Below are 21,550 nucleotides of genomic sequence, written 5' to 3'. Positions count from 1 at the left end.
ATAGGGGGCGCGATGCGGGACGGCTCGCCGCGCCGGCGGCGGTTATCCTGTGCAGGATGGCCGAGGTGAGCAAGGGCGTGTGGAGCAGGCGGGTGCTCGTGGTGGAGGATCACGCCCTCATGCGCTCCCTGGTCGCGGACGCGTTCCGTCAGCGCGGCTTCGAGGCCACGGCGGCCGCGTCCGCTCCGGAGGCGCTCGCCGCCCTCGAGGAGGCCGACCCCGACCTCCTCGTCACCGACATCGATCTGGGGGAGCGGCCCAACGGTGTGGAGCTGGCGACCATCGTCCGCGAGCGAGCGCCCCATGTGGCCGTGCTCTTCTTGAGCAACCTCTCGCGCGAGGCCGCCGCCGCCCGCGCCAAGGACACCGTCGCCGACGCGTCGTACGTCAACAAGTCCGCGGTGGAGTCCGTCGACGAGCTGGTGGATGCCGCCGAGGCCGTGCTCGCCGACCGCCCGGTTTCGCACGACCGGCCGGGCAGCGAGCGTCGCGACGCGCTGCTGCGGCTCAGCGAGGCCCAGCTCGAGACCGCCCGGCTGCTCGCCGCCGGCCTCACCAACGCCGAGATCGCCCGCCGCCGCGGCATCTCGGTGCGGGCGGTCGAGAAGAGCGTCGAACGCGTCTTCCACGCCCTCGGCCTCTCGGCGGGAGAGAGCACCACGCCCCGCGTCGCGGCCGCCACCCTCTACGTCTCGACGTTCGGCGATCCCGCGTCGGGCCTATGACCAGCCTCGCCCGGGTGCGTGCCCGCCGGCTCCTCGCGCGCGCCACGGGCCGGTCCGCCATCACGGTGTGGACCTGGGCGATCACGGCGCCCTTCGCCCTGACCGTCATGTCGGGGCTGCAGTACGTGCGCGGCGGCCCCGGCGCGGTGTTCGTGCTGTCGATCACGCAGCACCTCGTGGTCGGCCTGCTGCTCGCCGCGGGCTGGGCCGTGCTGCGGGTGACCCCGGCGAGGATCCGCGTCGTCACCGTGTTCGCGCTGTTCGCCGCCATCGGCGTGCTGCGGCCGCTCCTCTTCCTCGGGGTGGGGGAGGTGCTCGGCATCACCGTCGAGACGGGCGACCTCGGGGGCCGGATCGGCATCAACGTCGTCACGACGGTCACGATCTTCACGCTCATCGCCGTCGGCGTGGACCTCGTGTGGGACCACCTCGGCGTCTACCGCCGTCTGCGCGCGGCTCAGCGCGCGTCCGAGCTGGATGCGGAGCGCGCGGCCGAGCGCGTCAGCAGCCTGCGGCACGCGGCCGTCGACGACGTGCTCGCCGAGATCGAGCGCGCCGCCGCGGTGGCCGACGCTCCGCTGCGGCCGAGCGAGGCCGCCCGGGTGCTGCGCGGTCTCGCGACGGACGTGGTGCGACCGGTGAGCCACTGGCTGTACGAGACGGAGGACGTCGCCCCGGCGGCTGAGGCCGAGAACCAGCAGGTGCGCCGGCGCGACTGGGTCGCCTCCGTCCTCGGCGGGATGCAGCCCGCGCCGCCCCTCCTGCTCGCCGTGCTCTTCGCCGCCCTCGTGACGCCGTTCGGCCTCTCCCAGTACGGGCTGCTGCAGTGCGTCCCCGCGGTCGTCGGCGGCCTGGTCGTCGTCGGCGCCGGCAACCTGGCCGTCTCCCGCGTCGCCTCGCTCACCGCGCGGCGGTACCGGGCCCTCGTCCTCGTCGTTGGCTATCTCGCGGTCGGAGTGGTGCTCTCGCTGACGACGGATGCCGCGATCCGCGTGCAGGGGCTGCATCCCCACTTCATCTGGTTCGAGGCGGGCACGTACCCCGCGATCGCGCTCGCGGTGGCGCTGGTGGTCTCGCTGTCCGCCCGCATCCGGCAGGACCAGCAGGGGCTCGAGGCCGCCGTGCAGGCGAGCGTGTTCGACGCCGCCCGGCTCCGCGCTGACTACGACCACCAGCGCGCCGCCTTCGCGCGCATGCTCCACTCGGGGGTGCAGTCCGAGCTGATCGCCGCCGCCCTCGCGCTCGGTGCGGGAGGCGGGGACGACGCGTCGGGCGAACTGCGCACCGTGGTCGAACGCATCCGCACGGAGCTGCTCGCCCCGCCGGAGGTCCCCGACCCCGAGGCCCGCATCCGTGCGCTCGTGGAGAGCTGGCGGTCGGCCATCGCCCTGCAGGCGAGCGTGGCTCCGGACGCCTGGGACCGGCTGCGGCAGCCGGCACGCTGCGAGGCGGTCGTCGACGCGATCTCGGAGGGCCTCGCCAACGCCGTGCGGCACGGCGACGGCAGCCCCGTGACCCTGGACGTCCGCTCCGTGTCCGCGGGAGGCGTCTCGGTCGTGGTCGCCTCGGGCGGCACGCTCTCGACCGCCTCCGCCGGCATCGGGCTGCGGCAGCTCGCCGAGCAGGCGACGGTCGAGCTGCGCGAGCTCGACGGGCGCGTCGAGCTCGCCGTCGTCGTTCCCTGAACCCGCGTCGTAGCAGCCGTACCCGGCCGCCGGCGCCCGGGCGGGCGGCGTTAGATTCTGTCGGTCGGAGCCCCGCATCCGAGCGATCAGTGCCGGGGCGCTTCTGCGCTACCCGAACGCGCGGGATGCGCCCCAGCAGCGGGCCTGCGCCAAAAAAAACCGGAATCCATTCGTCTGCATTGATAGAACGTTCAGGCGAAATGGGGTAGAAAGGATCGGGTACGCCCCCGCCCCCTGCCCCACAGGAAGACCAGCTTGCCCCGTTCCACTGCCTCCGCGCGGCCCCGCCGCGGTTCTCGCGCACCCCTCGTGGTCGACGTCGAACAGCAGTCGGAACTCACAGCGGATCCTGTCGAGGACTTCACCCACGGTGAGCACCTCACCACGGCGGAGGCCCCGGCCGAGCAGGCCTACGGCAGCCGGCGCGCCCGCCTCGAAGCGGAGCGCTCGCGCCCCCGCAAGCGGGAGCGCATCGTCGTCAAGCCGACCACCGCAGCCCGCACCGCCGCGCCGAAGACCGCCCCGACGAAGACCGTCGAGCGTCCGTCGACCGCGGCTGCGGCCTCCCGCGGCGGCATCCTCGGCCGCCTGCGCGGGACCGGCCGGCCCGGCGAGCACCGCCGCCGCGGCTTCCACGTGGTCGTCATGCTCGCGCTCACCGCGTTCTTCGGCACCGCCGCGCTGCCCGCCTACGCGACCACCAGCGAGGGCTCGGCCATCGGCACGGCCCGCACCGCTCTCGCCGTGCAGACCCTCACCGGCGGCAACACCGACGCCGTCCAGGTCGTCGCCCGCGACGGCATGGACATCCAGGAGAGCCCGCAGGCGCTCGACTCGACCATGAACGGCTCGGTCTCGCCCACCGTCCAGGCGCTCGCCATCCAGCTGATGGGCGCCGTGTCGTCCGGCCGGCTCGTCGGATCCACGCCGAACCACCTCCCCGAGATCGCGAACCTGGCCGAGGGCAAGGCCGTCCCGGGCTGCGGCATCGACTACCGCGTCCTCCAGACCATCTCGTTCGCCCTGGCGCACTTCAGCCAGGTGGGCGTCTCCGACATCAACCGCCGCTGCACCGGTCAGATCGAGGGCGCCGGAACCGAGTCGGCGCACTACGCCGACGGCGGCGGCCACGCTCTCGACTTCTACCTGCTCAACGGCTCCCCGCTCACCGGCGGCGACGCGAAGTCCCTCCAGCTGATCCAGCTGCTCGACCCGATCGTCCCCACCGGCACCGGCCTCGGCCAGATCAACTGCCGGAGCTCGATCTCCCTCGACAACTTCAAGCCGTTCGAGGACACCTGCAACCACGTGCACATCGACTTCCTCAACGCGCAGGGCACCACGATCAAGTACTGATCGGGGCCGTGCCGCCGGAGCGGCACGACCCCGTGCTCAGTCGCCCTTCACGTTGACGATCTGCCGGAGCGTGTGGCGCACCTCCACCAGATCGGCGGCGTCGGCCATGACCTGGTCGATCGGCTTGTACGCCTGCGGGATCTCGTCGAGGAACGCGTCGGTGTCACGGAACTCGATGCCCGTCATCGCCTCCCGCAGCTCCTCGACCGTGAACCGCTTGCGCGCCGCCGACCTCGAGTACTGACGACCGGCGCCGTGCGGCGACGACTGCAGCGCGAGCGGGTTGCCGAGGCCCGAGACCACGTACGACGCCGTGCCCATCGACCCCGGGATGAGGCCGGTCTGGCCGGCCCGTGCCGAGATCGCGCCCTTGCGGGACAGCCACACGTCCTCGCCGAAGTGCCGCTCGCGCTCGGTGAAGTTGTGGTGGCAGTTGATGCGCTCCCTCTCCTCCACCGGCTCGCCGAAGTACTCCGCGGTCTGGCGGATCACGCGGTCCATCATCTCCTCGCGGTTGAGCAGCGCGAAGTGCTGCGCCCAGCGCAGCTCGGCGATGTAGGCGTCGAACTCGGCCGTGCCCTCGACCAGGTAGGCGAGGTCGCGGTCGGGCAGGGCGATCCACCACTTCTGCATCAGATCCTGCGCCACCCGGATGTGGTGGCCGGCGATGCGGTTGCCCACCCCGCGGGAGCCGGAGTGCAGGAACAGCCAGACCGCGTCCTCCTCGTCCAGGCTCACCTCGATGAAGTGGTTGCCCGAACCGAGCGATCCCAGCTGCAGCTCCCAGGCCTTGGCGTGCGCCGCCGGGTCGAGGCCGATCGCGTCGGCCATCCGGGTCAGCTCGGCCACGCGCGGCTCGGCGGTCGCCACGACCTTCCGGTTGCGGCCGCCGGCCGACAGGGGGATGGCGCGCTCGATCTGCCGGCGCAGCTCGCTGAGCGGTGCGACGGCGGAACGGGCCGCGACGTCCTCCCGCGTGAACCCGGTCTTCACCGCGATCATCCCGCAGCCGATGTCGACCCCCACGGCGGCGGGCATGATCGCGCCGAGGGTGGGGATGACGGATCCGACCGTCGCACCGAGGCCCAGGTGGGCGTCCGGCATGAGGGCGACGTGCGGGTGGATGAACGGCATCGTCGATGTGGTGACCGCCTGCGCGCGCGTGGAGTCCTCCAGCAGGGAGGCCCAGTTGAGCAGGCGGTTCGAGATTCTCTCCATGATCCTTTCGTCTCTCGTGAGGGTGCGGCCGGGGCGGCTCACGCATCCCGCACGATGACGGCACACAGAGAAGAAGCCCCGGTCCTCGAGGAACGGGGCTGCGGCATCCGGGCGGATGCGGTCTCTACAGTCCCCGAACGGTCTCGAGCGTCCGGTAGGCGCGCTGTTCGCGCAGCAGTGCGGGCGTGCTGTCCATCGCTGCTTTCCTCTCCGGGCGGCTGATTCCGTGGAATCGGGGCGTCTGCGCCGGTCGGCGCAGGAGATCGACCATACCGGCCCGGGCGTGTCGCTGTCTACCGGCGGCGGGCGTCAGAACAGATTCAGCGCCGCCCACTGCAGCAGGATGACGGTCTTGCCGTCGGCGATGCGGCCGTCGGCGATCATCGCGAGGGCGTCGCCGTAGGGGACGACGACCGGCTCGATCTCCTCGCCCTCGGCCTCCACTCCGCCGCCGCCGTCGATGTCGGCCGGGCGGTAGGGCGCCGCGTAGAAGTGGACGCGTTCGGTCACCGAGCCGGGGCTCATGTAGAGGTCGAAGAGGTGCTCGAGCTCGCCGATGCGCACGCCGAGCTCCTCGGCGGCCTCGCGGCGGATGGCCTCGTCGGGGGCGTCGCCGTCGAGCAGGCCGGCGGCGGCCTCCACCAGCATCCCGTCGGGGTGCCCGTTGACGTAGACCGGGAAGCGGAACTGGCGCGTCAGCAGCACCGTGCGCGCCTCGGGGTCGTAGAGCAGCACGGTCGCGCCGTTGCCGCGGTCGTAGGTCTCGCGGGACTGGGTGGTCCACTCGCCGTCGCGGCCGCGGTAGTCGAAGGTGGTGCGGCGCAGCACATGCCAGCCGTCGGAGGTGACCTCGACATCCCGCACCCGGACGTCCGGGTTGCCGGTCAGGTCGCGCCCGGCCAGGTGCAGGCCGGTGCGCCCGCGCCCGTCCGCCCGGTCGTGCCCCACCCGTTCGTCCCGTGCACCCTGCTCATCGCTCACCCTCGCGAGCCTACCGGCCGCCGAGACGGCACGATGTGCCGCGAAAAGCGCCGAGAGGGCGGACTACTCGCCGTCTCGGGCGGCGTGCTCCTTGCGGAGCTTGCGAGCCGCGAGGATGACGCCGGCCTCGGCGTCGCGCGCCTTCACGATCGCTGCGTCGGACTTGAGCGGGAGGCTCAGGCCGTGCTCCGCCTCCTCGCCGGCGAGGATCTCGCGGGCGCGCTCGATCTCGCGGTCGAGCTCGGCGCCGAGCAGCAGGGCGACGTTCGCGATCCAGATCCAGAGGAGGAAGACGATGATGCCGGCGAGGGCGCCGTAGGTCTTGTCGTAGCTGCCGAAGTTGGCGACGTAGAACGCGAACCCGGTCGACGCGATGCCGATGACGACGATCGCGGCGATGGCCCCGGTCGTCAGCCAGCGCAGGCGCGGGTAGCGCACGTTGGGCGAGACGCCGTAGAGCAGTGCGACGAGGACGACCAGCGCGATGACGACGACGGGCCAGCGGACGATCGACCAGGTCGTCTGCGCGGCGTCGCCGAGCCCGATGGCGTCTCCGATCGCCTTCGCGATGGGCCCGGACACGACCAGCAGGATCGCGACGATCGCCACGAGGGCGAGGGCGGCGATGGTGACGAGGAGCTGCGCGGGGCGCAGCGCGAACGCCGTGCGCCCCTCCTGCACGCGATAGATGCGGTTGAGGGCCCGGCCGAACCCGCCGACGTATCCCGAGGCCGACCAGACGGAGCCGACGATTCCGATGGCCAGCGCCAGCCCGGTCGCGGGGGAGTCGGCCAGCGCCTCGATCGGGCCGCGCACCACATCGAGCATTCCGGGCGCGAGCTGGTTCACCATCCCGAACAGCGCGTCGATGCCCGACTTGCTCTGGCCGACGAGGCCCAGGATGCTGACGAGCGCGATCATCGCCGGGAACAGCGAGAGCACGCCGAAGTAGGTCAGTCCGGCGGCGAGGTCGGTGCAGGCGTCGCGGGAGAAGCCGCGCAGCGTTCCCTTCAGGATGAAGCCCCAGGGGAGCCGGACCCAGGGGACCGCGGTGCGCTCAGCCGTCACGCCGGCGCTTCCGGATGAGCAGGGTCGCGATGCCCGCCGCCGCTGCGGCCACCCCGAGGAGCACGCTCCCGGCGGCGACCGGGTGCGAGCGGATCTGGATGCGCGGGTTGAAGGTCGCGAAGATGTCGTCGAGGGTGTGCGCGAGCTCGCTGCGGGTGACCTCGAGGTCGAGCTGGATGGTGTTCATCCCGGCGCCCTTCGGCAGGGGCGGGCGGGTGGTGGTCGGCGCGGTCACGGCTGCTCCCCCTTCAGGGCGTGGGCGTCGGCCCGCAGTTCGGAGCCGAGGTCGTCGGGGATCGGCGGGACGCCGCGCTTGAGGCTGGCGCGGCCGATCAGGGCGGCGATGATCGCCAGGACGATGAGGATGCCCGCGACGATCAGGGCGGCGAGCCAGGCCGGCACGATGAGGGCGAACCCGAGCACCGCGGCGGTCACCAGCACGCAGAGGGCGAAGAAGACGAAGACGAGCGCGCCCACGAGCAAGCCCGCGCCGATCCCGGCGGCCTTGGCCTTCGCCGACATCTCGGCCTTGAAGAGGGCGAGCTCGGAGCTGACCAGGCGCTTGAGCTGCGCGACCAGATCCCGGGTCAACTCGGGCAGGGGGCGCAGCCCGCGCGTCGTGCGCCGACGCTCTCGGGGGATGGCGGACCCCGCGGTGGGGGTACCGGTGCTCGTGCTGTCGTGACTCATCCTGTGCCGTCTCACCTTTCGCGTGTACCGCGACCGTACCCCGATGGGATGGTGCACACTAGGGACATGAGCGGCAACGACTCCCTCGGGCGTGGCGGCGTGCTGGTCGCGGTGGTCGCCGGACAGCCGGTGGCGGTGCTCGAGCAGGCGGCCCGTCTGGCCGGCGATCTCGGGGTCCCGCTGGTGTGCGCCACGGTCGACCCGAACCGTTACCTGGTCTCGAACTACGTCGACGGCACGGTCGTCGCCCTGCCGTACGACCCCGATCTGCCGGAGGCGGCCGAGGAGGAGTTCGACGCCGAGCTGGAGGAGCGCGTCCGCGCGGTGCTCGCCGGGCGCGGCATCCCGTTCGGCTTCAAGCAACTCGCCGGCGACCCGGCCTGGGCGCTGACCAGGCTCGCCGACGAGGTGGACGCGCGGTACATCGTGGTGGGCACCCGGGAGGCGGGACTGCGCGGCAGCCTGCGCGAGTTCTTCAACGGGTCGGTGGCGGTGCACCTGGCGCACCGCCAGCACCGGCCGGTGATCGTGGTGCCGCTGGCGCCGGTGGCCGGCGCCGAGTCGCTGCCGTGGGAAGACCCCACGGAGAAGTGACGGCCCGCCCTCCCCTCCCCGTCCATCTCCACTGGCGCTCCGTGCTGCTGGTGTTCGTGGGCGGTGCGCTCGGCACGACCGTGCGGTACCTGATCTCCAGCGTCGTGCCTCCCGTGTACGGGCTGCCGGTCGCGACCTTCGGGATCAACGTCGTGGGCGCGTTCGTGCTGGGCTGGCTGCTCGAGGCGCTCGCCCTGCGCGGGCCGGACGAGGGCCGCCGCCGGTCGGTGCGCCTCTTCGTCGGCACCGGCATCCTGGGCGGGTTCACCACCTACAGCGCGTTCGCCGTGGACGCGGACGGCCTGATCGCGGCGCAGAACGTCGGCGGCAGCATCCTGTACGCGGTCGCCACGATCGCCGTCGGGGCGCTCGCCTCCCTCGCGGGCATCGCGCTCGGAGCCGCCCTCGGCCGCCGCCGAGCCGGGCGCAGGCGCAGCGACGGGGACGCCTCGTGACGCCCCTCCTCGTGCTCGCCGTCGCGGTGGCGGGCGGCCTCGGCGCCGTCGCGCGGCTCGTGCTCGACGGGGTCACCCGCAGCCTCGTGCGGGTGAACTTCCCGCTCGGCACCACGGTCATCAACGTGACGGGCTCGTTCCTGCTGGGGCTCGTCACCGGCCTGGCGCTCGCGAACGGACTGCCGGCGGAGTGGCGCGCCATCCTCGGCACGGGCTTCCTCGGCGGCTACACGACGTTCAGCACGGCCAGCTTCGAGACGGTGCGGCTCGCCCAGCAGCGCCGCTACCGGGCAGCGGCGTTCAACGGCGTCGGGATGCTGCTGCTCGCGCTCGCCGCGGCCGGGCTCGGCCTGTGGCTCGGCCAGCTCTGAGAGCGGGCGCCGGATGGCGCACCGGCACGCTCACTCGTCGTCGGCGTCCTGCTCCATCCACCACTCGGTGAACTCCTGCGCCCGCCCGTCGGGCGCCAGCAGGATGATCCACAGGTTGCTGTAGGTGGGGCCTTCGCGATAGTCGGTGACGCCCTCGACGAAGTACTGGGGGCCGTCCTGGCCGACCACACGCCACTCGAACGACGCGGCACCGGGGTCGTCGCGGGCGTCGAGCCAGCCCTCCACGATCTCGATGTGGCCGTCCCACGGTTCGGCGAACGGCTCCGTGCGGTAGCTCGCGTCCTCGGTGAAGAGGGCCCGGATGTCGTCCGGGTCGTTCGACTCCCAGGCTCGTCGGTAGTCGTCGATCCAGCGGGTGATCGCGTCGGCCATGTCCCCGTTATACGCCCTGGCCCCACCGGCCACCAGCCTGGTGCGCGGGCGGCCGATACGATATGCGCCATGAGTCCGCTGTTCGAGGAATGGGCGCCCTTCAACACCGCCGTCGCGGGCGCCGGCGCGGCCCTCGGCGGCCTCCTCATCGTGGCCCTGTCGGTCAACATCAAGCAGATCGCCGAGTCGCGCGGCCTGGCCGCGCGGGCGGGAGCCTCCATCGCCTCCCTCATCCTCGGCGTCGTGCTCTGCTGCCTCGCGCTCATCCCGGGCCAGGAGGCGGTGGGCTACGCGATCCAGGTGCTGGTCGGCGGGCTCGCGGTCGCCGTGGTGGCCGCGCTCGCGGCGCGTGCCATCCGCCAGGACGAGACACGGGCCGGCTTCCACCAGTACGACGCGTCGCAGATCGTCCCGTTCGTGATCCCGGTGCTGGCCTATCTCGCCGGGGGCGTGCTCCTGCTGATCGCGCAACCGGCCGTCGGGCTGGTGGTCGTCGCGGTCGCGAGCATCCTGGCGATCGTCGCCACGGTGCTGTTCTCGTGGGTGGCGCTGATCGAGGTGCTGCGCTGAGGGGTCGGCGGGCGGCTCAGCGCACCGCGAACGGCGGCGTCTCGACGCCGGGGGTGAGCGCCTCGGCCGGGTCGGAGCCGAGCGCGACGATGCGGTTGCGCTCGTCGACGTGGACGACGCGCGGCACGTAGGAGCGGGCCTCGGTGTCGTCCATCTGGCCGTACGCCATCACGATCACCAGGTCGCCGACGTGGGCGAGGTGCGCCGCCGCGCCGTTCACGCCGATGACGCCGCTGCCGCGCTCACCCGGGATGAGGTACGTCTCGAACCGGCTGCCGTTGGCGATGTCGACGACCGAGACCTGCTGACCGGGCAGCAGGTCGGCGGCGTCGAGGAGGTCCTGGTCGACGGTGAGGGAGCCGACGTAGTGCAGGTCGGCGTGCGTCACGGTCGCGCGGTGGATCTTGGACGTGAACATGGTGCGGAGCATGGCGGGCCTCCTCAGGCGGTCGCGAGCGTGAGCTGCGGCAGGGCGGCCACGAGCGCGGCCAGCTCGGGCACCTCGGTCGCCTCGGCGAGGGCGCGCTCGAGCGCGGCGTCGTGCACGGGCCGCGCCCGGTCGAGCAGTGCGTGGCCGGGCCGGGTCAGTTCGGTGTAGGTGCCGCGGCGGTCGTCGAGGCAGTCGACGCGCGTGAGCAGACCGCGCTCCTCGAGCCGGTTGACGAGCCGGGTCGTGGCGCTCGGGCTCAGAGCGCTCGCGCGGGCCAGCTGCTGCATGCGCATGTGCCAGCCGTCCTGACGGTTGAGGGCGTCGAGCACGGTGTATTCGACCACGGAGAGCCCCGCGTCGCGGGTCAGGGCGCGCTCGAGCTCGGTCTCGATGAAGTTGTGCAGCGCGGCGAGCGTGCGCCAGCCCTGCGCCCGCACCTCGACGGCGTCGTCTCCGATCCCCACGGGGTCTCCTGTCTGGTCGCGCAGAGGCGCCGGGTTGCGCAAAGTAATTGCACGTGCAACTATTTATAGCGCGTCTGCAAATAACAGGATAACGCGCCCACCCCATCCACCCCCTCACTCACGGAGTCTTCACATGCCTGCTGGCCTGATCGCCCTCGCCCTCGGCGGATTCGGCATCGGCTTGACCGAGTTCGTCATCGCCGGGCTGCTGCCCGAGGTGGCCGCCGACTTCCGGGTCGACGAGGCCGCCGCGGGGTGGCTCATCTCCGGTTACGCGCTCGCCGTGGCCGTCGGCGCCATCGCGCTGACCGCCGCCGCCACGCGCATCCCGCGCAAGGCCGCCCTGCTCGGGCTGATGGTGCTGTTCATCGTCGGCAACCTCCTCTCGGCCCTCGCCCCGACCTACGCGGTGATGCTCGGCGGCCGCGTCGTCGCCGCGCTCTGCCACGGCGCGTTCTTCGGCATCGGCTCGGTCGTCGCGGCCGGGCTGGTCGGCCCCGAGAAGCGCGCCCGCGCGATCGCGATCATGTTCACGGGCCTGACCGCCGCCAACGTGCTCGGCGTGCCGCTCGGCACGCTGCTCGGGCAGGCGGCGGGCTGGCGCTCCACCTTCTGGGCCATCACCGGGATCGGCGTCATCGCCCTGATCGGCGTGGCCGTCCTGGTGCCGCGTGAGGCGGCGGACTCCGGCGCCACCAGCCTCCGCCGCGAGCTGAGCGCCTTCCGTTCCGGGCAGGTGTGGCTCTCCCTCGTGGCGACGGTGCTCGGCTTCGGCGGGATGTTCGGCGCCTTCACCTACATTGCGTACACGCTCACCGGCGTCTCGGGTTTCGCCGCCGGCGCGGTGCCGTGGCTGCTCATCCTGTTCGGCCTCGGACTGTTCGCGGGCAACTGGGTGGGCGGGCGCCTCGCCGATCGATCGATCGACCGGACCCTCCTGGTGCTGCTCGCCGTCCTCGCGGTGGTGCTGGTCGGGTTCGCGCTCGTCGCCGGGATGCCCGTCCCGGCCGTGATCGCGCTGGTGCTGATGGGAGCCGCCGGCTTCGCGACGGTCCCCGCCCTGCAGCTGCGGGTGCTGACCTACGCCGAACACGCGCCGACCCTGGCGTCGGGCGCGAACATCGCCGCCTTCAACGTCGGCAACGCGATCGGGGCGTGGCTCGGCGGTGTGACCATCGCGGCCGGCCTAGGCTACACATCGCCGCTCTGGGTCGGCGCCGCCATGACCGTGGGGGCTCTGGTCGTGGTCGCCGTCGCCGCATCTGCGGCGCGGGCCGCGTCGCGCCGGGGCCGGACCGACGTCTCAGAAGAGATCCTTCCCGTCTAGTAGACGGAGGGGTACACTCAGCCGTGTCTCGAACGAACTGGACAACCCCGAAGTACCTGGGAACGTGACGATCAGGGGGTGATCGTGATGGTTGATGTGGCTGATGAGCTGCTCCCATCACGCCTGCGCCTCCGCATCCTCCTCGGTTCGATGATCGGCGCCGCCGCCCTGGTCGGCCTCGGCCTGCTGTTCGGCGGAGGTTCCGCCCACGCCGACGAGACCGCGCCGCCCCCGCCTCCTCCCGCTGCGTCCTCCGGGCTCGGCGGCGTCGTCTCGGGGCTGACGAGCGGCCTCGGCCAGACGGTCGGGGCGGTCACCTCCAGCGTCGCTCCGGTCCTCCCGGAGCCGGTGAAGGAGGTCGTCTCGGCGGTCGTGACCCCCGTGACCTCGGCGGTGTCGGGCATCGCGGACTCCGCTCCGGTCAGCGCCGTCGTGCAGCCCGTGGCGACCGCGGTCGACACGGCCGTCGGCTCGACGCCGGTCGTCGGCGACGTGGTGACCGGGCTGCTCGGAAGCACTCCGGTGCAGTCGGTGACCGCCCCCGTGACCGGCCTCGTCGACCAGACGGTCGCCGGCGTCGCGGGCGTCGTGACCGATACCGTCACCCCGCTCACGCCGGGCGCGCCCGGCACCTCCGGACCGCCGGTGGTGTCGCAGCCGCCTGCCGGAAGCGCGGGCGGTGCGGACGTCAACGCGCCGGTCGCCCTCTCGGGGCCCGGGTCCGCAGCGATCGCTGCGCCCGCCTCCAGCGCGCCCGCCGCCCTTCCGGGCTTCGGTGCATCCGGTGTCGCCGGCGCGGGAGCCGCGCTCCTGAACGGCGCCGGTGCGAGCTCATCGGCCGATCCGACGTCCCCGTTCCCTGGCCACCCGGGCTGGGACGGCCAGGCGCCACCGCCCGGCGTGCCGTCCGGTAGCGCCGGCGCGGGTTCGAACTCGGCAGGCGGCGGCGGAACCGCGCCCTCGGCGGTCGCCGACGGCATCGCCCTGCCCTCCTGCGCCCTCGGCGGCGCGACCAGCACGTCATCGGACGACCGCATCCCGGCGTCCCCCGTCGCCGACCACGACACCAGCCCCGACTGAGTGGGTCCCGTCTGCCCGCGGGCAGAACGCGACCATGCCTCCCGCGCGGAGGCGACATCACTCATTCGAAAGGCTGAACCATGAACAAGTACGTCTCGCGAGGGTTGTGGATCACCCTCTGCGCCGGCGGGCTGTGGCTGGCGGGGACTGCGGCGGCGAACGCCGCGGAGGCCCCGACCGCCGACAGCGCCGGCTCCGGCACCCAAGCGGTGGTCGGAATCTCCGTCCCGGTCACGATCTCCGGCAACGGGGTCTCGGTCGTGGGCGACTCCTCCTCGGCCGGGTCGACGACGAGCGCTCCGGCGCCCGCCGCGGCCCCGACCGTGACGATCGACCCCTCCGCCATCGGCGGCGTCCTCGGCGGCACCCAGGCCGTCGCCGACGTCTCCGTTCCGGTGACGGTCACCGGCAACGCGATCAGCGTCGCGGGCGATGCCGGCAGCGCCCAGTCGCAGACGGCACCCGCCGCCGCGGCCCCGGCGCCGGCGGCGACCACGACCGACTCGTCCGGTGACGGCGGCCTGGTCGGGAACGTCCAGGCGCCCGTGAGCGCGGCCGTGCCGGTGACGGTCGGCGGCAACGCGATCAGCGTGCTGGGCGACTCGTCGTCGACCGGCTCGACGGCAGCGGCTCCCGCGGCCGCGCCCGGGTCGACCGTGACGTCGACCGGCAGCGGATCCGGCGACGGCCTGCTGGGCGGAGTGCTCGGCGATGTCCAGGCGCCCGTGAGCGCGGCCGTGCCGGTGACGGTCGGCGGCAACGCGATCAGCGTGCTGGGCGACTCCTCGTCGGCCGGCTCGCACACCACCGCTCCGGCGGCGGGATCGGGTGCCACGGTGACCAGCGGCTCCGGCTCGGGTTCGGGCTCGGGTGACTCCGGTCTCCTGGGCGGTCTGCTCGGCAACGTGCAGGCGCCGGTGGATGCGGCACTGCCTGTGACGGCGGGCGGCAACGCGATCAGCGTGCTCGGCGACTCCACCACGGCAGGCTCGACGACCACCGCTCCGGCGGCGGGATCGGGTGCCACGGTGACCAGCGGCTCCGGTTCGGGTTCGGGCTCGGGTGACTCCGGTCTTCTCGGCGGTCTGCTCGGCGACGTGCAGGCGCCGGTGAACGCGGGCGTCCCCGTGACGGCGGGCGGCAACGCGATCAGCGTGGTCGGCGACTCCTCGTCGGCCGGTTCCTCCACCACCGCCCCGGCCGGCTCCGGCACCGGCACCACCGTCACCAGCGGCGGCGCCGGAACAGGGACGGACGGCGGCCTCCTCGGCGGCCTGGTCGGCGGCGTCCAGCTGCCGGTCGACGCCGGGATCCCGGTGACCGCCGGCGGCAACGCGGTGAGCGTCGTGGGCGACTCGTCCAGCGCCTCCTCCACGGTCACGGCACCCACCACCGGCGGCGGCACCACCGTCACGGGTGGAACGGGCGCCGGCGACCCCGGCACCGGCCTCCTGGGCGGTCTGCTCCCCGTCGAGCTGCCGATCGGGCTGGATGTGCCCGTGACGGTCGGCGGCAACGCCATCAGCGTCATCGGCGACAGCGGCACGACCGGGTCGACCACGACCCCGACGACGCCGACCACCCCGACGACGCCGACCACACCCACCACGCCGACCACTCCGACCACGCCGACCACTCCGACCACGCCGACGACCCCGGTCGTCCCGGGTGACGGCGGGGCCGGCGCGGGTGCAGGGACGACGACGGCCTCGGTCGGCGCCGCGATGGCGCTCGGCTCCGGCGGTGCGGCGATGCTCGCCTCGACCGGCTCGAACGAGCTGGCCCTGGGCGCGCTCGCGGCTCTCCTGGCGCTCTTCGGAGTGCTGGCGCTCTTCACGGCGGCCAGCCGGGAGCGTCGCCACCACCGCACGCGCTAGTCGCGTGAGCACGGCGCGCGGGCCGTCGGTCGATCGTGCATCGACGGCCCGCTTCGCCGTGCCCGCCGACGGCTCCGGGCCGTGCGGCGAATGCATCTTTCCGCCGCTCGGCCCGACCACTACGGTGTGAGTCATGATGAGCCTGAGACCCGCCCGCGCCGCCCTCGCCCTCGCCGCTGTCGCCGCGGTCGTCGCCCTCAGCGGGTGCTCCTCGCCCGGGTCGTCCTTCACCGGCACCTGGGGATCGTCGGCGGCCGGCCAGCCGAACCTGACGATCAAGGACGACGGGACGTTCAGCGGCAACGACGGCTGCAACGCCATGTCCGGCAAGGGGACGGTGAAGGGGGACACGTTCACCTTCGGCCCCTTCGCCTCCACCTTGAAGGCGTGCGAGGGCGTGAACCCGTGGCTGAGTCGCGCGAACACGGCGAAGGTCTCCGGGAGCGACCTCGTCGTCTACGCCAATGGCGGAGAGAAGGTCGGCACGCTCGCCAAGGGCTGAGCGTGCCGACCGGGGGAGTGAGAGGGCGCCCCGCGGGGAGTTGGGGGGATCCGCCGGGCGGGACGCCCTCTCGGCCCGTCAGAACCCGATGGGTCTGCCGGGGGTCAGTGGTTCGTCGGTGATGACGAAGGGCTCGCCGTCGTTGTGCTCGAGCTCGCGGCGTTCGACCTCGGCGAGCAGGGCTTTGGTGAGCATCTCGGACCAGCTGCTGTCGCGCTCGGCGAACGAGGTGGCCCGGTAGACGGATCGGGCGCGATTGCGCAGGGTGTCCGTCAGGTAGAACGTGATGGTGGTGCGGCGGCGCGACCCTGCGGTGCTGCCGACCGCGCTGGGCTGGGCGCGGAAGGGCAAGGTGTCGGGAGGCTTGCGCCGACGGGCGGGGGAGCTCTCATCGGTGGGTCGGCTCATGAGGACCTCGCAGAATATCAGAAGGTGATAATCGATCTTCTACATTCTAACCGCGAGACCCCGTCGAGCACACCATTTAGACCCTCCTATGCATGCATTGTCAGCGCGAGAGGCGCTCGACGATGGAGCCGAAGAGCTCGGGGCGCGCGGCCGCGGTGGGGACGATGCGGGGCCGGAAGCGCGAGCGCGCGGCGATCACGAGGGCCGAGGTCAGCATCCGGAAGTCCCGGGTCGTCGCCCGCCAGGCCCGTTCGTACTGATCGGTGTCGCCCGCGCGCACCGCGGCGACGGCGGACCGCGCCTGGGCGAAGCCGACGCGCATCCCTTCGCCGGTGAGGGCGTCCACATAACCCGACGCGTCGCCGGCCAGCAGCGTGCGCCCGGACGACCGGGAACGGGCGCGCTGCAGCAGGGGCCCGGCGCCGCGCGCCGTCCCGATCGTCTCGGCGCCGTCGAGACGGGAGGCGAGACCCGGCAGCGACGCGAGCACGGCCTCCTGGTCCAGCGGACGCCGCCCCAGGACGGCGACCCCGACCGTGCCGTCGTCGACCGGGGTGACGTAGGCCTCGGCGCCGGGGGACCAGTGCACCTCGACCAGGTCGCTCCACGGCTCGATCGCGTAGTGCCGGCGCACGCCGAACCGGCGCCGCGCCTCGGCCTGCGGGCGCCGCTCGAGCCCGAGCATGCGCCGCAGCGGGGAGTGGAGGCCGTCCGCCGCGATCGCCCACGGGGACTCGAGAGCGGTCCCGTCGGCGAGCTCGAGCCGCACGCGGTCGCCCTGGTGCGTGATGCCGGTGACCCGGCCCTCCGCCCGTCTGGCGCCCAGCGCATCGGCGCGCTCGGCCAGAGCGGTCTGGAGGACGGTGCGCCGCACTCCGCGGCCCGGCCGCTCGGCGAAGCGGTGCTCGACGCGCGCGTCGCGATCGATGTAGGCGATGCCGGCCAGGGGCCGGCCCGACGGGTCGACGCCGATGCGGTGCAGGGCTGCGAGCGCACCCGGCATGAGCCCCTCCCCGCAGGCCTTGTCGATGGGGTCGGTGCGGGGTTCGACGACGAGCACGTCCATCCCGTCGAGCCGCGCCTCGATCGCGCAGGCCAGCCCGACCGGGCCGCCGCCGACGACGATCAGGTCGGCGCCGCTCATGCCCGGGCGGGGACGACGGTGGCCAGCGCGCGGTTCTCGCACGGGATGCGCACGGCCAGCAGCAGCACCGCGTTCAGCACCGTGAAGGCGAGTGCGGTGATCCACGCGGTGTGCACGAGGGGGAGGGCGAAACCCTCCACGACCACGGCGACGTAGTTGGGGTGCTTCAGCCAGCGGTACGGGCCGCCCGCGACGAGCGGGAGATCGCGCACGATGATGACCCGCGTGTTCCAGCGCGGACCGAGCGCGGCGATGCACCACCAGCGCAGGGCCTGGCTGGCGAGCACCAGCGCGAACATCGGCCAGCCCAGCCACGGGAGGAACGGCCGGTCGCCGAACCACACCTCGGCGAGGCAGGCGAGCAGCAGGCCGGTGTGGAGGGCGACCATCGGCGGGAAGTGACCGCGGCCGAACTCGACGCCGCCGCGGGCGAACGACCAGCGGGCGTTGCGGGCGGAGACGACCAGCTCGGCGATGCGCTCGCCGCCGGTCGCCAGCACGAGCACTACGTACCAGATCACGACGCTGCCCAGATCACGACGCTGCCCGGATCACGCGGCCGCGCCGATCGCCGCGGGCGCCTCCGACGCACCGGCCGCCCAGCGCAGCAGCACGAGCTCGCTCGTCACGCCGGGGCCGAGGGCGAACAGCAGCCCGACCGTCCCGGGTTCGTGGGCGTCCAGCTGCTCCGCGAGCACGTGCAGCACCGCCGCCGACGACAGGTTGCCGACCCGGGCCAGCGACCGCCAGCTCGCGTCCAGGGCGCCTTCGGGCAGGTCGAGCGCCTGGGCGAACGCCTCCAGCACCTTCGGGCCGCCGGGATGCGCGGCCCACGCCCCGACGTCGGAGACCTCGAGGCCGTGAGCGGCGAGGATCCCGCGGGCGTCCCCGGCGAAGTTGCGCTCGATCACCTCGGGCACGCCCGCGCTCAGGACGATCCGGAATCCCGTGCCGCCGATGTCCCAGCCGATGACGTCGGCGGTGTCGGGGTAGATGTGGCTGCGGGTGTCGACGACCTCGGGGCCCGGGAGGCCCAGAGCCTGCGCCCGCTCGTCGCCGACCATGACGACCGCCGCGGCGCCGTCGCCGAAGAGGCCGCTCGCGACGATGTTGGCCATCGAGTCGTCGCTGGCCTGCACTGTGAGGGAGCAGAGCTCCACCGAGAGCAGCACCGCGACCTCCCCGGGATGCCCGGCCAGGTAGTCGTGCACGCGGGCGATGCCTGCGGCACCGGCCACGCAGCCGAGCCCGAAGCTCGGCAGTCGCTTGACGTCGGGACGCAGCCCCAGCCGCGCGACGAGCTGCGCGTCGATCGACGGGGCGGCGATGCCGGTCACCGAGGTGAAGAGCAGGAAGTCGACGTCGGCCGGTTCGAGCCCGGCCGAGGCGAGCGCCCCGGTGATGGCGCGCTCGGCGAGCGTCGTTCCCTCCGCGATGAAGAAGTCGTTCGACTCCTGGAACGACGCGATCGAGCTGTACCGCTCCAGCGGCATGACCAGGCTGCGCGTCTCGACCCCGCTGGAGGCGTGGATGCGGCGCATCACGGCCTGGCGCTTCGGGTCCGGTGTGATCATCCCCAGAAGCGCGGTCGTGATCTCCTGCTGGGGGTAGCTGCGGGCCGGGAGCACCGGCGCCACCGACACGATTCGGCTCACAAGCGCAACGTACACCCCGCGGCTCCGTGCGCCACAGGGAGGGCACGGGGCAGTCTCCCCACTCCCGACATTCGGCACGAATGCGGTGTTAGCGGCGCCCATTCACGACATTCGGCACGAATGTGGGGAGGGAGGAGCGGAGGGCGAGGGGCGGCGCGTCAGGCCAGGACGGCGAGGGCGTCGATCTCGACGAGCATCTCTTCGCGCGGGAGGCCGGTGAAGACCGTGGTGCGGGCCGGGAGGACGCCCGACGCGACGCGTGCGCCGACGAACTCGCCGTACGCCTCGTTCATCAGGCCGAAGTCGTCGCGCGTCGTCAGGTAGACGCGCAGCATCATCACGTCGTCGAAGGTGGCGCCCCCGGCGGCGAGGATGGCCTCCACATTCTGGAGGGTGCGGATGGTCTGCGCCTTCACGTCACCCGCGTGCAGGTACTCGCTGGTGGCGGGGTCGACCGGCCCCTGGCCGGAGACCTGGAGGAACGGTCCGCGGCGGACGCCCTGCGAGAAGGTGTGGGCGGGCGGCGGCGCGTCGGTGGTGGAGACGGCGATGCGGTCGGTCATGCGGAGCCTTTCGGGACGGCGGGCGCACTCGCGCCCGGCAGGGTGGCGGTCGGGATGCCGGAGGCGGGTGCCCCCAGCTCGGCGGAGATGCGCGCGGTGGCGGCGAGCAGCGACGGGAGGAGGCCGAGCACGCCCTCGTAGGGCAGCACGACGTTCGGCACCGAGACCGAGACGGCCGCTGCGATGCGCCCGTCGGCTCCGAAGACCGGAGCCCCGACGCAGTTCATGAACGTCTCGTGCTCCTCGTGGTCCTCGGCCCAGCCGCGGTCGGCGCTGCGGCGGACTTCGGTCACGAGCTCGGCGGCGCTGCCGATGGTGCGCTCGGTGTAGCGCTCGAACGGCACCGCGGAGACGATGCGGTCGAGCTCCGCGGCATCCAGCGCGCCCAGCAGCACCTTGCCGACGGCGGTCGCGTGCAGGGCGGCGGGGAGGCCGACGCGGGAGTACATGCGCAGCGGCTGCCGCGACTCCACCTTGTCGATGTAGGTGACGACGCCGTCCTGGTAGGTCGCCAGGTGCACGGTCTGACCGGTCTCGGCGGCGAGGTCGCGCAGGGCCGGGGCCGCGGCGGTGCGCACATCCCGGGCGTCGAGCGCGCTCTCGGCCAGGGCGAAGACCGCCGGGCCGAGGTGGTAGCGGTGCGAGCTGTCGCGGCCGACGAAGCCGCGCTGCTCGAGGGTCTGCAGGAGGCGGAGCACGGTCGTCTTGTGCACGCCGACCTCCTCGGCCAGCGCGTCGAGGGTCGCGATGCCGCGGGAGACGAGGTCGAGCACGTCGAGCGCGCGGGCGAGGGACTGACTCATGCGGACCTCCAGGGGATCTCGCCGGGGTGCACGCGCCACCCGGACCACTCGTCGCCGGCCCCGGCGATCGTCTCGCGCTCGGCCGCGGTCGGCACCGAGAGCGGCCGGTCGCCGTGCCCGATCAGGGTGAGCGCCGCCAGGGCATGCCCGAGGCGCAGGGAGGCCGCGTCGTCGCGACCCTCGGCGAGCCCGGCCAAGAAGCCGGCGGCGAACGCGTCGCCCGCGCCCACCGGCTCCACGACCTCCACGGTCAGGCAGGGGACGTGCTTCTCGCTGCCTTCCCGGCGGTGCACGGAGGCGCGGTGCGCGTCCTCCTTGAGCACCACCGCGTCGAGGTGCGGGAAGGCGGCGAACAGGCGCGCGGGGTCGGTGTGGCCGAAGTGGGCCCGGGCCTCGTCGTGGCCGGAGAAGAGCAGGTCGGCCTGGGCGACGAGCGCGTCGAGCGGGGCGGTGTCGCGGTCGTGCCAGAGCCGGGGGCGGAAGTTGAGGTCCACGCTGATGAGCGTCTCCGGGCCGACGGCCTCCCGCAGGCCGGCGGTCGCCTCCGCGGCGCTCGGCGAGAGGGCCGCCGTGATGCCGCTGGTGTGGAGGTGGGAGGCGCGGCGCAGCAGGTCGGCGGCCGGAGCGGCGTGCAGCTGCTCCAGACCGAGGGCGGACGCGGCGGAATCGCGGCGGTAGTAGTGCATCCGGGTCGCGACGCCGCCGGGCCCGGGCGTGGACTCCTTGACGTAGAGACCGGTCGGGCGCTGCTCGTCGAGCTCGACCGCCTGCGTGTCGAGTCCGGCGTCCGCCGCGACGTGCAGGATGCGCTCGCCGAAGCCGTCCGCGCCGAGCCGGGAGACCCACGCGGTCGGCAGGCCGAGCCGGGCGAGGGAGGTGGCGACGTTGAACTCGGCGCCGCCGACGTCGGAGCCGAAGGCCGTCGCCTCGGCGAGCGGCCGGTGCGCCTCGGGGTAGAAGACGACCATGGCCTCGCCGAGGGTGACGAGCAGGGGCGACGGCATTGCCCCTCCTCTCTGCGGTGGCTCTCGGTGACGCTCGGTGGCTTTCGGTGACGCTCGGCGGTGGGCGCCGGTCTTGGCGGACGCCCAGAGGCATGCTAGAACAGAACGAGCACACACTGCAACGCGCGTTGCAAAATACGCAACGCACTGGTTCAGCCCACCCACATCCACGCCCCATCCCGGAGGA

The 21,550-nt window shown here is 73.2% G+C and carries 26 protein-coding genes; 11 read left to right on the top strand and 15 right to left on the bottom strand.

Translation table 11 applies throughout. The features are described from left to right. Window positions 1-56 precede the first annotated feature (56 nt). The 3 genes from BGO91_RS01995 to BGO91_RS01985 all read left to right on the top strand — a co-directional run bounded on the left by BGO91_RS01995 (window position 57) and on the right by BGO91_RS01985 (window position 3,766). A complete protein-coding gene (locus BGO91_RS01995) occupies window positions 57-725 on the top strand; it encodes a response regulator transcription factor (RefSeq protein WP_290471206.1) in 669 nt (222 codons plus the stop codon). Next, complete coding sequence (locus BGO91_RS01990) at window positions 722-2,410, top strand: hypothetical protein (protein ID WP_290471205.1); 1,689 nt, start codon at window positions 722-724, stop codon at window positions 2,408-2,410. The genes BGO91_RS01995 and BGO91_RS01990 overlap by 4 nt, the downstream gene beginning before the upstream one ends. A 309-nt stretch (window positions 2,411-2,719) precedes the next feature. Then, window positions 2,720-3,766, top strand: a complete 1,047-nt coding sequence (locus BGO91_RS01985; RefSeq protein ID WP_290471204.1) for a hypothetical protein — start codon at window positions 2,720-2,722, stop codon at window positions 3,764-3,766. A gap of 36 nt (window positions 3,767-3,802) precedes the next feature. Here the strand turns inward: BGO91_RS01985 and BGO91_RS01980 are convergent, their stop codons facing one another. The 5 genes from BGO91_RS01980 to BGO91_RS01960 all read right to left on the bottom strand — a co-directional run bounded on the left by BGO91_RS01980 (window position 3,803) and on the right by BGO91_RS01960 (window position 7,723). Then, the gene (locus BGO91_RS01980; protein ID WP_290471203.1) at window positions 3,803-4,984 is read right to left on the bottom strand and encodes an RtcB family protein; all 1,182 of its coding nucleotides are present in this window, start codon (window positions 4,982-4,984) and stop codon (window positions 3,803-3,805) included. Between the two features lie 309 nt (window positions 4,985-5,293). After that, the gene (locus BGO91_RS01975; RefSeq protein ID WP_290471202.1) at window positions 5,294-5,965 is read right to left on the bottom strand and encodes an NUDIX domain-containing protein; all 672 of its coding nucleotides are present in this window, start codon (window positions 5,963-5,965) and stop codon (window positions 5,294-5,296) included. 63 nt (window positions 5,966-6,028) lie between these two features. Further along, window positions 6,029-7,033: a YihY/virulence factor BrkB family protein gene (locus tag BGO91_RS01970; RefSeq protein WP_290471201.1), complete on the bottom strand. Its 1,005-nt coding sequence runs from the start codon at window positions 7,031-7,033 to the stop codon at window positions 6,029-6,031. Next, window positions 7,023-7,268, bottom strand: a complete 246-nt coding sequence (locus BGO91_RS01965) for a hypothetical protein (RefSeq protein WP_290471200.1) — start codon at window positions 7,266-7,268, stop codon at window positions 7,023-7,025. Before BGO91_RS01965 ends, BGO91_RS01970 begins: the two co-directional genes overlap by 11 nt. Continuing rightward, window positions 7,265-7,723: a phage holin family protein gene (locus tag BGO91_RS01960; protein WP_290471199.1), complete on the bottom strand. Its 459-nt coding sequence runs from the start codon at window positions 7,721-7,723 to the stop codon at window positions 7,265-7,267. The genes BGO91_RS01965 and BGO91_RS01960 overlap by 4 nt, the downstream gene beginning before the upstream one ends. Before the next feature lie 66 nt (window positions 7,724-7,789). Here BGO91_RS01960 and BGO91_RS01955 point away from each other — a divergent pair, with 66 nt between their 5' ends. From BGO91_RS01955 to crcB, 3 genes are read left to right on the top strand one after another with little or no spacing between them, the layout of a single operon-like run. Then, window positions 7,790-8,317 (top strand): universal stress protein, encoded by a 528-nt coding sequence (locus BGO91_RS01955; protein ID WP_290471198.1) that lies wholly within the window; start codon window positions 7,790-7,792, stop codon window positions 8,315-8,317. Beyond that, window positions 8,314-8,772 (top strand): CrcB family protein, encoded by a 459-nt coding sequence (locus BGO91_RS01950; protein WP_290471197.1) that lies wholly within the window; start codon window positions 8,314-8,316, stop codon window positions 8,770-8,772. Before BGO91_RS01955 ends, BGO91_RS01950 begins: the two co-directional genes overlap by 4 nt. Further along, complete coding sequence (gene crcB, locus BGO91_RS01945) at window positions 8,769-9,143, top strand: fluoride efflux transporter CrcB (protein WP_290471196.1); 375 nt, start codon at window positions 8,769-8,771, stop codon at window positions 9,141-9,143. The genes BGO91_RS01950 and crcB overlap by 4 nt, the downstream gene beginning before the upstream one ends. Before the next feature lie 30 nt (window positions 9,144-9,173). Here the strand turns inward: crcB and BGO91_RS01940 are convergent, their stop codons facing one another. Continuing rightward, window positions 9,174-9,536 (bottom strand): nuclear transport factor 2 family protein, encoded by a 363-nt coding sequence (locus BGO91_RS01940; RefSeq protein WP_290471195.1) that lies wholly within the window; start codon window positions 9,534-9,536, stop codon window positions 9,174-9,176. Between the two features lie 69 nt (window positions 9,537-9,605). Here BGO91_RS01940 and BGO91_RS01935 point away from each other — a divergent pair, with 69 nt between their 5' ends. Further along, window positions 9,606-10,106: a hypothetical protein gene (locus tag BGO91_RS01935; RefSeq protein WP_290471194.1), complete on the top strand. Its 501-nt coding sequence runs from the start codon at window positions 9,606-9,608 to the stop codon at window positions 10,104-10,106. 16 nt (window positions 10,107-10,122) lie between these two features. Here BGO91_RS01935 and panD read toward each other — a convergent pair whose 3' ends face one another. Further along, the gene (gene panD / locus BGO91_RS01930; protein WP_290471193.1) at window positions 10,123-10,536 is read right to left on the bottom strand and encodes an aspartate 1-decarboxylase; all 414 of its coding nucleotides are present in this window, start codon (window positions 10,534-10,536) and stop codon (window positions 10,123-10,125) included. An 11-nt stretch (window positions 10,537-10,547) separates the two neighbouring features. After that, a complete protein-coding gene (locus BGO91_RS01925) occupies window positions 10,548-11,000 on the bottom strand; it encodes a MarR family transcriptional regulator (protein ID WP_290471192.1) in 453 nt (150 codons plus the stop codon). A 133-nt stretch (window positions 11,001-11,133) separates the two neighbouring features. On the opposite strand from BGO91_RS01925, the gene BGO91_RS01920 reads away from it, so the two are divergent. The 4 genes from BGO91_RS01920 (at window position 11,134) to BGO91_RS01905 (ending at window position 15,786) form a co-directional block, all read left to right on the top strand. Further along, window positions 11,134-12,327: an MFS transporter gene (locus BGO91_RS01920; protein WP_290471191.1), complete on the top strand. Its 1,194-nt coding sequence runs from the start codon at window positions 11,134-11,136 to the stop codon at window positions 12,325-12,327. A 96-nt stretch (window positions 12,328-12,423) separates the two neighbouring features. Then, entirely contained in the window at window positions 12,424-13,407 is a 984-nt protein-coding gene (locus BGO91_RS01915; RefSeq protein ID WP_290471190.1) for a hypothetical protein, read from the top strand. An 80-nt stretch (window positions 13,408-13,487) separates the two neighbouring features. Further along, complete coding sequence (locus BGO91_RS01910) at window positions 13,488-15,284, top strand: hypothetical protein (protein WP_290471189.1); 1,797 nt, start codon at window positions 13,488-13,490, stop codon at window positions 15,282-15,284. A gap of 133 nt (window positions 15,285-15,417) precedes the next feature. Then, a complete protein-coding gene (locus tag BGO91_RS01905; protein ID WP_290471188.1) occupies window positions 15,418-15,786 on the top strand; it encodes an META domain-containing protein in 369 nt (122 codons plus the stop codon). Window positions 15,787-15,864: 78 nt separating this feature from the next. Here BGO91_RS01905 and BGO91_RS01900 read toward each other — a convergent pair whose 3' ends face one another. The 7 genes from BGO91_RS01900 to BGO91_RS01870 form a co-directional block, all read right to left on the bottom strand. Next, window positions 15,865-16,194: a hypothetical protein gene (locus tag BGO91_RS01900; RefSeq protein WP_290471187.1), complete on the bottom strand. Its 330-nt coding sequence runs from the start codon at window positions 16,192-16,194 to the stop codon at window positions 15,865-15,867. Between the two features lie 100 nt (window positions 16,195-16,294). Continuing rightward, a complete protein-coding gene (locus tag BGO91_RS01895; protein ID WP_290471186.1) occupies window positions 16,295-17,338 on the bottom strand; it encodes an NAD(P)/FAD-dependent oxidoreductase in 1,044 nt (347 codons plus the stop codon). Next, on the bottom strand, window positions 17,335-17,859 hold the full coding sequence (locus BGO91_RS01890) for an isoprenylcysteine carboxyl methyltransferase family protein (RefSeq protein ID WP_290471185.1): 525 nt from the start codon (window positions 17,857-17,859) through the stop codon (window positions 17,335-17,337). Before BGO91_RS01890 ends, BGO91_RS01895 begins: the two co-directional genes overlap by 4 nt. Window positions 17,860-17,889: 30 nt before the next feature. Further along, a complete protein-coding gene (locus tag BGO91_RS01885) occupies window positions 17,890-18,993 on the bottom strand; it encodes a 3-oxoacyl-[acyl-carrier-protein] synthase III C-terminal domain-containing protein (protein ID WP_290471184.1) in 1,104 nt (367 codons plus the stop codon). Between the two features lie 158 nt (window positions 18,994-19,151). Further along, complete coding sequence (locus BGO91_RS01880) at window positions 19,152-19,556, bottom strand: RidA family protein (RefSeq protein WP_290471183.1); 405 nt, start codon at window positions 19,554-19,556, stop codon at window positions 19,152-19,154. Next, window positions 19,553-20,359: an IclR family transcriptional regulator gene (locus tag BGO91_RS01875; protein WP_290471182.1), complete on the bottom strand. Its 807-nt coding sequence runs from the start codon at window positions 20,357-20,359 to the stop codon at window positions 19,553-19,555. The genes BGO91_RS01880 and BGO91_RS01875 overlap by 4 nt, the downstream gene beginning before the upstream one ends. Further along, window positions 20,356-21,363 (bottom strand): sugar kinase, encoded by a 1,008-nt coding sequence (locus BGO91_RS01870; protein ID WP_290471181.1) that lies wholly within the window; start codon window positions 21,361-21,363, stop codon window positions 20,356-20,358. The genes BGO91_RS01875 and BGO91_RS01870 overlap by 4 nt, the downstream gene beginning before the upstream one ends. Window positions 21,364-21,550: the final 187 nt, after the last annotated feature.

The sequence above is a fragment of the Leifsonia sp. 71-9 genome (assembly GCF_001898805.1).
Lineage (GTDB): Bacteria > Actinomycetota > Actinomycetes > Actinomycetales > Microbacteriaceae > Leifsonia.
The sequence above is the reverse complement of the archived record's forward strand: the minus strand, read 5'-3'. Positions and strand labels throughout refer to the sequence as shown.

What these genes read in the sequence shown, in the direction of transcription:
- BGO91_RS01875 (WP_290471182.1), bottom strand. Translation starts at nt 20,359, where the DNA reads ATGAGTCAGTCCCTCGCCCGCGCGCTCGACGTGCTCGACCTCGTCTCC.
- BGO91_RS01910 (WP_290471189.1), top strand. Translation starts at nt 13,488, where the DNA reads ATGAACAAGTACGTCTCGCGAGGGTTGTGGATCACCCTCTGCGCCGGC.
- BGO91_RS01900 (WP_290471187.1), bottom strand. Translation starts at nt 16,194, where the DNA reads ATGAGCCGACCCACCGATGAGAGCTCCCCCGCCCGTCGGCGCAAGCCT.
- BGO91_RS01920 (WP_290471191.1), top strand. Translation starts at nt 11,134, where the DNA reads ATGCCTGCTGGCCTGATCGCCCTCGCCCTCGGCGGATTCGGCATCGGC.
- BGO91_RS01960 (WP_290471199.1), bottom strand. Translation starts at nt 7,723, where the DNA reads ATGAGTCACGACAGCACGAGCACCGGTACCCCCACCGCGGGGTCCGCC.
- BGO91_RS01870 (WP_290471181.1), bottom strand. Translation starts at nt 21,363, where the DNA reads ATGCCGTCGCCCCTGCTCGTCACCCTCGGCGAGGCCATGGTCGTCTTC.
- BGO91_RS01980 (WP_290471203.1), bottom strand. Translation starts at nt 4,984, where the DNA reads ATGGAGAGAATCTCGAACCGCCTGCTCAACTGGGCCTCCCTGCTGGAG.
- BGO91_RS01880 (WP_290471183.1), bottom strand. Translation starts at nt 19,556, where the DNA reads ATGACCGACCGCATCGCCGTCTCCACCACCGACGCGCCGCCGCCCGCC.
- panD (WP_290471193.1), bottom strand. Translation starts at nt 10,536, where the DNA reads ATGCTCCGCACCATGTTCACGTCCAAGATCCACCGCGCGACCGTGACG.
- BGO91_RS01940 (WP_290471195.1), bottom strand. Translation starts at nt 9,536, where the DNA reads ATGGCCGACGCGATCACCCGCTGGATCGACGACTACCGACGAGCCTGG.
- BGO91_RS01955 (WP_290471198.1), top strand. Translation starts at nt 7,790, where the DNA reads ATGAGCGGCAACGACTCCCTCGGGCGTGGCGGCGTGCTGGTCGCGGTG.
- BGO91_RS01990 (WP_290471205.1), top strand. Translation starts at nt 722, where the DNA reads ATGACCAGCCTCGCCCGGGTGCGTGCCCGCCGGCTCCTCGCGCGCGCC.
- BGO91_RS01905 (WP_290471188.1), top strand. Translation starts at nt 15,418, where the DNA reads ATGATGAGCCTGAGACCCGCCCGCGCCGCCCTCGCCCTCGCCGCTGTC.
- BGO91_RS01935 (WP_290471194.1), top strand. Translation starts at nt 9,606, where the DNA reads ATGAGTCCGCTGTTCGAGGAATGGGCGCCCTTCAACACCGCCGTCGCG.
- BGO91_RS01995 (WP_290471206.1), top strand. Translation starts at nt 57, where the DNA reads ATGGCCGAGGTGAGCAAGGGCGTGTGGAGCAGGCGGGTGCTCGTGGTG.
- BGO91_RS01895 (WP_290471186.1), bottom strand. Translation starts at nt 17,338, where the DNA reads ATGAGCGGCGCCGACCTGATCGTCGTCGGCGGCGGCCCGGTCGGGCTG.